The organism is Dyella sp. (assembly GCF_035508675.1).
Lineage (GTDB): Bacteria > Pseudomonadota > Gammaproteobacteria > Xanthomonadales > Rhodanobacteraceae > Dyella_B.
The window spans coordinates 1-7205 of the sequence record NZ_DATJMN010000123.1; the positions used below are offsets into that span (position 1 = coordinate 1).

General features: G+C 62.3%; 10 protein-coding genes. 5 read left to right on the forward strand and 5 right to left on the reverse strand.

What is annotated here, in order from left to right:
- Nucleotides 1-251, forward strand: a 251-nt coding sequence (locus VMA74_RS07020; RefSeq protein ID WP_325365922.1) for an XAC0095 family protein, incomplete at its 5' end; no start/stop codon positions are given.
- Nucleotides 252-564: 313 nt separating this feature from the next.
- Nucleotides 565-1317 (forward strand): SGNH/GDSL hydrolase family protein, encoded by a 753-nt coding sequence (locus tag VMA74_RS07025; protein WP_325365923.1) that lies wholly within the window; start codon nt 565-567, stop codon nt 1315-1317.
- Nucleotides 1318-1818: 501 nt separating this feature from the next.
- Here the strand turns inward: VMA74_RS07025 and VMA74_RS07030 are convergent.
- Complete coding sequence (locus tag VMA74_RS07030) at nt 1819-2454, reverse strand: response regulator transcription factor (protein WP_324148023.1); 636 nt, start codon at nt 2452-2454, stop codon at nt 1819-1821.
- 136 nt (nt 2455-2590) lie between these two features.
- Between VMA74_RS07030 and VMA74_RS07035 the strand changes: the two genes are divergently transcribed.
- Complete coding sequence (locus tag VMA74_RS07035) at nt 2591-4174, forward strand: MASE1 domain-containing sensor histidine kinase (protein ID WP_325365924.1); 1584 nt, start codon at nt 2591-2593, stop codon at nt 4172-4174.
- Between the two features lie 342 nt (nt 4175-4516).
- Here VMA74_RS07035 and fur read toward each other — a convergent pair whose 3' ends face one another.
- Complete coding sequence (fur, locus tag VMA74_RS07040) at nt 4517-4948, reverse strand: ferric iron uptake transcriptional regulator (RefSeq protein ID WP_325365925.1); 432 nt, start codon at nt 4946-4948, stop codon at nt 4517-4519.
- Between the two features lie 76 nt (nt 4949-5024).
- On the opposite strand from fur, the gene VMA74_RS07045 reads away from it, so the two are divergent.
- On the forward strand, nt 5025-5498 hold the full coding sequence (locus tag VMA74_RS07045) for an outer membrane protein assembly factor BamE (RefSeq protein WP_325365926.1): 474 nt from the start codon (nt 5025-5027) through the stop codon (nt 5496-5498).
- Nucleotides 5499-5512: 14 nt separating this feature from the next.
- Here VMA74_RS07045 and VMA74_RS07050 read toward each other — a convergent pair whose 3' ends face one another.
- Together VMA74_RS07050 and VMA74_RS07055 are read right to left on the reverse strand one after the other, a co-directional pair.
- Nucleotides 5513-5788, reverse strand: a complete 276-nt coding sequence (locus VMA74_RS07050) for an RnfH family protein (protein ID WP_325365927.1) — start codon at nt 5786-5788, stop codon at nt 5513-5515.
- Nucleotides 5781-6212 carry a type II toxin-antitoxin system RatA family toxin gene (locus tag VMA74_RS07055; protein WP_325365928.1) on the reverse strand — a complete coding sequence of 144 codons (432 nt, stop codon included), beginning with the start codon at nt 6210-6212 and terminating at the stop codon, nt 5781-5783. Before VMA74_RS07055 ends, VMA74_RS07050 begins: the two co-directional genes overlap by 8 nt.
- Nucleotides 6213-6287: 75 nt before the next feature.
- On the opposite strand from VMA74_RS07055, the gene smpB reads away from it, so the two are divergent.
- The gene (gene smpB, locus VMA74_RS07060; protein WP_325365929.1) at nt 6288-6782 is read left to right on the forward strand and encodes an SsrA-binding protein SmpB; all 495 of its coding nucleotides are present in this window, start codon (nt 6288-6290) and stop codon (nt 6780-6782) included.
- Between the two features lie 209 nt (nt 6783-6991).
- Here the strand turns inward: smpB and VMA74_RS07065 are convergent.
- Nucleotides 6992-7205, reverse strand: a 214-nt coding sequence (locus VMA74_RS07065; RefSeq protein ID WP_325365930.1) for a transposase, incomplete at its 5' end; no start/stop codon positions are given.

Sequence of the window (7205 nt, forward strand, 5' to 3'; positions counted from 1 at the left end):
GCTACGGACCGCACATCTATCTATTGTCCAGCGACAGCTACGAAACCCTCAGAGACCTGCAGGACATGCTGACCCTGATGGCGCACATCACCTATAACGAGGACAACGCCGAGAACGGCTGTGCGATGATGACCATCGGCCGCGCCGAGCTGTGCTTCATCTTTGAAGCGATCAACACAAAACTTGACGAAGTGCTGTCTCGTTTGGGCGACGAGAACTGGCTTGGAGGCCAAAACCCGACCTGGCAGTAACCATCAAAGCGTGCGCGTGGGGACCTCCCGGCTTATCACCCTGAGACTACGCGCTCCGAGGGGGCCGTCGCCGATGCGATGTTTCGCACATTGACTTGCAGCCATGGAACCCGCATGTCGACAAACGCGGGAACTAGGGCATCATCACAGCGGTCTGCACGCAAAGCAAACAACGGGGAGATACACCGTGAACGTTTCGGTATTCGTTTCTTTTGCCCTGGCCATGGCCTTCACTTGCAACATCTGCGTTGCGCAAACTACGGCCCCGGCAAGCTCATCTACCGCCGAGCCTCCCGCAGCGTCTGTCGGCGTCATGGACAACCCCTGCGCCGCCTTGCTGCCGCCGCCCGAGGCGCCCGCCCTGGCCGGCCCGAAACGTCCCTTGATGCCGCAATCCCGCGCCGCCCTGGCTGCCGCCTCCAAGGCCTGGGAGGAACAGCGCCTGGCGTTCGATTTCGGCGGCCTGTGTCGTTACCGCGAAGCCAACGCCAAACTGCCGCCTGCCACGGCGCATCGCGTGGTGTTCATGGGCGACTCCATCACGCAGGCATGGATCGATGCGGACCCGGGCTTTTTCACCGGCGACGTGATCGACCGCGGCATCAGCGGGCAGACCACGCCGCAAATGCTGGTGCGCTTCCGCCAGGACGTGATCGACCTGCATCCAGCCGTGGTGCACATTCTTGCGGGCACCAACGACATCGCCGGCAACACCGGTCCGACCACGCTGCAGGACATCGAGAACAACATCCAGAGCATGGTGGAGCTGGCGCAGGCACATCACATCCACGTGATCCTGGCCACGCTTACGCCGGCTGCAAAGTATCCGTGGCGGCCATCGGTGCAGTCGGTCGAAAGCATTCGCGCGCTCAATGACTGGATCAAGTCGTATGCCAAGCAGAATGGGCTGACTTGCGTCGATTACTTCACGCCGCTGGATGATGGGCATAGCGGCTTCATCGCCAAGCTCACCATCGATGGCGTTCATCCGAATGCGCAAGGCTATGCGGTGATGGACAAGCTGGCGCGGGAGGCGATCAAGCAGGCGCTTTCTTCTTCGCCTTGATGCAGGCTGGAACGGCATCAAGGCATCGGAAAGCCCTGCCAAGCCCCTGATTAGCGCCGAGTCTCAGTTGCTGAGTTTTTTGCTCGTCGTACCGGCCAGGCGCTTTAGGGTACTTCTATAACTTGCCCTCATAGCGAAGCGGGCATGTGGATCAACTTAAGCCTAATGGCACCAACTTAAGCCAAGAAGCTTGTTGTTCGCGGTGATCTGCTCCCTCCCCTGCAAGCAGGGGAGGGCTGGGGTGGGGTTGCTTGGGCTTTAGCATGCAGCTGAATGTCCTGATGAGATGTATTGAAGCAATGGGGCTCCTGCCGCTCGCTGCGCTCGCACCCCACCCTAGCCCTCCCCTACTTCGCAGGGGAGGGGACGTGTCCTGGCGAGCGGCGGGAGCCGACCATCGCCTGCATACCCTTACTCAGGACATTCAGCGGTGCGCTAAAGCCCAAGCCCCCCCTACTGCCGCAGGGGAGGGAGTGCATCCTGGCTAGTATCAAACACGCTCTAAGGCCGCGGCTGCAGCAAGCCCCGCTCGCTGGCGATGCGATAAAGATCCAGTTCCGACCCCGCCCCCAACTTCCCCATCAAGCTCGCGCGGTGGATGTACACCGTCTTCTGCCCTATCCCCAGCTCCGCCGCCACCTGCTTCGGCGCGCGTCCCGCCGCCAGCAGCAAGAACACTTCATGCTCGCGTGCGGTAAGCCGGTCGATCGGATCAAGCGTGTCGTTAGGCCGCTCCGCACGCCGCTGGCGCAAATCGGAGCTGAGGAATTGCTCCCCGCGCATCACCGCACGCAGGCCTGCCACCAATTCTTCCGGTGCGGCGCCCTTGGTGACGTAGCCGCTGGCGCCACGCCGCAATGCCTCCGATACATAAGGCTCGCCATCATGCATGCTCAGCACCACGATGCGCGTGCCGGTGGCGACGCTTCGCAAATGCTCGATCAGCGGCAAACCGCTGCCATCCGGTAACGACAGGTCCAGCGCGACCAGGTCCGGGCGCGTCTGGCTGATCGCCTCCACCGCATCGTCGGCATTGCGGCATTCGGCGACCACCTCCAGATCCGGCTCCATTTCTATGAGCCGCTTGAACCCTTCGCGGACTATGGCGTGGTCGTCGACCAGAACGATGCTATGCATGCCCAGCACTCTAGCAAATCTTCTTTCGCCCGCGCGCCGACCGTCACCGTCCCACTCGCCAAAGCTTGCTGATAGCCCAGCGTGGTTCGCCTAGGCGAGCTGCACTGAACTATGGAACAGGCTCTAACATCCGCGCATGCGTCTAAAACTCTCCTTCCTCACCTCCGGTCCCGTGGTCGGCCTCGGCTATGGTCTGCTCTGGGGGCTGCTCTGGCCCACCACCCAGCCGGACTGGACCCTGCAATTCGGCCTGCGTTTCGGCGTGCTGCTGCTATCGCCGTTCCGTTATTGGGGCTGGCTGATCGGCGCCGAACTGGTTGCGGCCGAGTCGATCGAATACTGGTACGGCTACACGCCGGACTGGCAAACATTCCTGTTTGGGGATCTGCCGCAGCCGTTGGTCGTGGCGCTATGCCTGGGGCTGCTGCGCCGGGCCAACCTGCGGGCAAGCATGCGCGACCCGGAAGAAGTCTCGCGCCTGCTGCTTGCCGGTGGTTTCACCGGCGCGGTTGCCACCGCCACCGACGCGCTGATGATGGCCTTGCTCAGCGAACTACCCTCGACCGGTTTGCTGGAGGGGTTCGGCAACGAAATGCTGGGCAATTACGTCGGCTTGCTGCTGATCGTGCCGCCGCTGATCATGCTGTGGCGCACGCGCCCGTCAAGGCAGGAGATATCCGAGCTGCTGATGGATGGCCTGCTGGTGATGCTGCCGGCCTTGGTGATCCTGTTGATCCTTACCGAGCAAGCGGCACCGCAACGCGAGTTCGCACGCATCCTGTCGCTGGCGCCGGTGCTGTTCTTCGCGTTCCGGCATGGCTGGCGCGGCGCCAGCCTGTCCATGCTGGTATCGAGCCTGGGCATGGCGGTGGTCGACCGGGTGTTTACCCACGTCATACCCACCGCCTCGTCGCACATGTTCCTGGCCGTGGCCGGCACCGGTGCGCTGATGCTGGGCTCGGCCACGGATGCCCTGCGCCGCAGCAGTGCGCGCGTGGCGGAGCAGAACGTCTACCTCGCCGCGGTGAACCGCCGCCTGGATCACCTCGCCCGCCAGCTGCGCGATGCCGCCCGCGGCAACCTGCAGACGGAAGAAAACCAGCGCCGCCACATGGCCGCCGAACTGCACGACGAACTGGGCCAGAACCTCACCGCCATCCAGACCCACGTCAAGCTGGCGCAGAACCGCCTGAAGCAGGCCGGCATGGAGGACATCGGCACCTCCATCAACGGCATCCTGGCCCACATGCGCCGCGCCCTGCATCGCGTGATGGACGACCTGCGCCCCGCCGTGCTGGATGAGTTCGGCCTGATGCGCGCGCTGGACGAAGGCCCGATCCGCGACCTGCTCGCCACCGCCGGCATGATCTATTACACCGACCTGCACGGCGACCCGCGCCTGCTGGATGAAGACATCCGCACCGCCATCTACCGGCTGGCCCAGGAAAGCGCCACCAACGCGGTCAAACACGCCCAGGCCACTGAATTCCGGTTGCGCCTGCGTATCGGCGAGCGGGCGGGCGCAGCATTGGCGCTGCTGGACATTCGCGACAACGGCGTAGGCTTGCCCGAGCGCGTGCCACGCGGCGGCAGAGGCCTGCAGGGCATGCGCGACCGCGTCACTTCATTGGGGGGATTGTTCCGCCTGAGGCCCGACCATCGGGGGGTTCATTTGCGCATTTTGCTGCGCAGCAGCATGGATTCCATGCAAAACCAGTGACTTGTGACACCGTAACTAGGAAATTTTCCAATACCAGCTCCGTAAAAGCTTCGTTAGGATCAATCCCATCGATGTGGGGGAGCCGCCGTCGCGAGACGGTGAGCACGAGTCGACCGTGGGGACGGTAGACTCGAAGAGTGGCAGGATGCCGCTCCGCCGGAGTCTGGACATTTGCACGTATCGCGAGCAACTCCGATACACAGCACGTCAAGAGACAACGGTAAGCCGCTGGGTGGACAGGAGTCCCCCCACGGCTTTTTTTATGGGCGTCAATCGGGAATCGTCAATCGTCAATAGTGAAGAGCGGGCGCCGGCCAGCCAGGCCGCGCGCCCCTTCCCGGTTCACTTGCTACGCGTTCCAGCGCCACGGCCCAGCGGCCGCACATACAACACCAGGCTGTGGTCCTGGATCTCATAGCCGTGCTTGGCCGCTATCTCGCGCTGCAGGCGTTCGATCTCCTCGCTGACGAACTCGATCACCTTTCCGCTGTCAACGTCGATCATGTGGTCGTGATGCTGGCCACGATCCAGTTCGTACACCGCCTGGCCGCCCTCAAAATTGTGCTTGCTGAGGATGCCGGCGGCCTCGAACTGGGTCAGCACCCGGTACACCGTGGCCAGGCCGATATCTTCCTGATGGGCAAGCAGCTTCTTGTAGACATCTTCGGCCGTCAGGTGGCGGGCGCCATCCTCTTCGAAGATCTGGAGAATGCGCATCCGGGGGTGTGTCACCTTCAACCCGGCTTTACGGAGTTCTTGAGTTTCCTGCTCCATACGCAAACTCCCGATACACGGTGGAATCAAGCCATTAGTGTATCATCCACACCTTCACGATCCGGACGCGCTACGAATGCAAAAGCTGATTCGCACACTGGGCTACACCACGCTGGCACTCTCTCTGGCCGGCTGCCATCTCGTGTATACCCCGGACGTCGCCCAGGGCAATCTTTTCGATAAAACCATCGACAAGAATCTAGCCGAACAGCTCAAGCCGGGTCTCACCAAGCGCCAGGTGCTGGTACTGCTGGGCACGCCTTCGGTCTCCACCCCGTTCAACCAGAACCGCTGGGATTACGTCTCCACCTATTCGCACCGCGGCGAGAAGATGAAGGTCAACGCCATCAGCCTTTACTTCAACAACGACGTACTGGTGCGCACCGAAGGCAACCTGTACTTCCAGGATGCGCAGAAGCTGGTGCAGCAAAGCAACAAGTACAAGACCAAGTACGACGTCAACGACAACTCCGGCGACAAGAGCTCCAGCGGCGGTGACAGTGGCGGCGATAGCGGCGGTGACAACGGTGGCGGCAACGGCGGCCCCTGACCCGCTAGCCCGCTTTACCTGGCGCGGCGCCGCCGCGCATCTTTCGGATCCAGCGTAAGCGGCCGGTAAATCTCCACCCGGTCGCCATCCTGCAGCACGTCATCGGCAGCCACGCGGCGGGAAAAGATACCCAGCCGCGAAGGATCGAACGGCAGCTCCGGCAGCTCCTGCAAAATCCCCGACTGCTCCACCGCCTGCAGCACCGAACTGCCCGCCGGCAAGCTCACCCGGCGCAGCAACTGGCGGTCCGGCATGGCGCAAACCACTTCCACGGCGATGCGCTCAGCCATAGACCTTGTCCGCCTCGCGGCAGAAGTCGTCCACCATGCGGCTGGCCAAGCCTTGGAAACCCAGCTTCAAAGCCGCGCCGCCCAGGCGGCCGGCATAGTCGAAATCCAGTTCCAGCGCCACCTTGCAACCGTCCGTGCCAAGCGGGGTGAAATCCCAGAAACCCTCCAGGCTGCGGAACGGCCCATTCACCAGGCTCACCTGCAAGCGGCGCGGACGATCGATGATGTTGCGCGTGGTGAAGCTGTGATGGAAGCCGGCAAACTTGAGATCCAGCCGTGCCACCAGCATGTTGTCACCCTGCTCGATCACCTCGGCGTTGCCACACCAGGCGAAGCGCTTTGGGTATGCTTCGACCTCATTGACCAGATCGAACATCTGCGCCGGCGAGTATTTCACCAAGGCACTGCGGCGGATTTGGATCACGGCAGCCTCATCAAAAGAATCCAACCCGCATGCAGACGGCCTGCATGGGGCGACCCGGCACAAAGTTTAACGGACATGGCAAAAGCGAAGGACAAAGACAAAAAAGAAAGCGGCGGCACCATCGCCCTCAACAAGCGCGCCCGGCACGAATACCACATCGACCAGCGCTTCGAGGCGGGCATTGCCCTGCAAGGCTGGGAGCTGAAAGCCCTGCGCGCCGGCCGCATCAACTTCGGCGACGGCTATGCCGTGGTGCTGAAGAACGAGCTGTTCCTCGTCGGCACCTCCATCCCGCCGCTGATCAGCGCCTCCACCCACGTCGTGCCGGTCGACCGCCGCACGCGCAAGCTGCTGCTGCACCGCCAGGAGATCGACCAGCTGATCGGCGCGGTGGAACGCAAGGGCTACACCCTGGTGCCCATCGCCATGTACTGGAAAGGCAACAAGGTGAAAGTGGAAATCGGCCTGGCGCGCGGCAAGCAGGAACACGACAAGCGCAACACCGAAAAGGAACGCGACTGGCAGCGCGACAAGCAGCGCGTCATGCGTTCGCACAACCGCGCGGCGTAACCCACCATCGTCGCCCCGGCGAAGGCCCTTTCTCTTGGTCACATATTTTTGCTCGCTATCGATGCGGGATAACCCATCCATGCGGTAGGCCAGTCCCCTCTCCCCCATCTTTGATCAATAACGGGGGAGAGGGCTAGGGTAAGGGGCCGGGCTTGCGGTGCACGTATCGTGCACGCAAGAAATGTGACCAAGAGACGTAAGCTCCCCCGTCAAGTGGACATTTGAGAAGTAGAGCTTCTGGCGTAGTGGCCACGATATTCGGCAGGTGTCAGGCCGCCGAGTGCGTCGTGGGGACGTTGCTCGTTGTAGTCGACCAGGAACTGCCATGTAGCCTCGCGCACATCTTCGAGACGAGTGAACAGGTATTGATCGAGCACCTCCTCGCGGTAGGTGCGGTTGAAGCGTTCGATGTAGGCGTTCTGG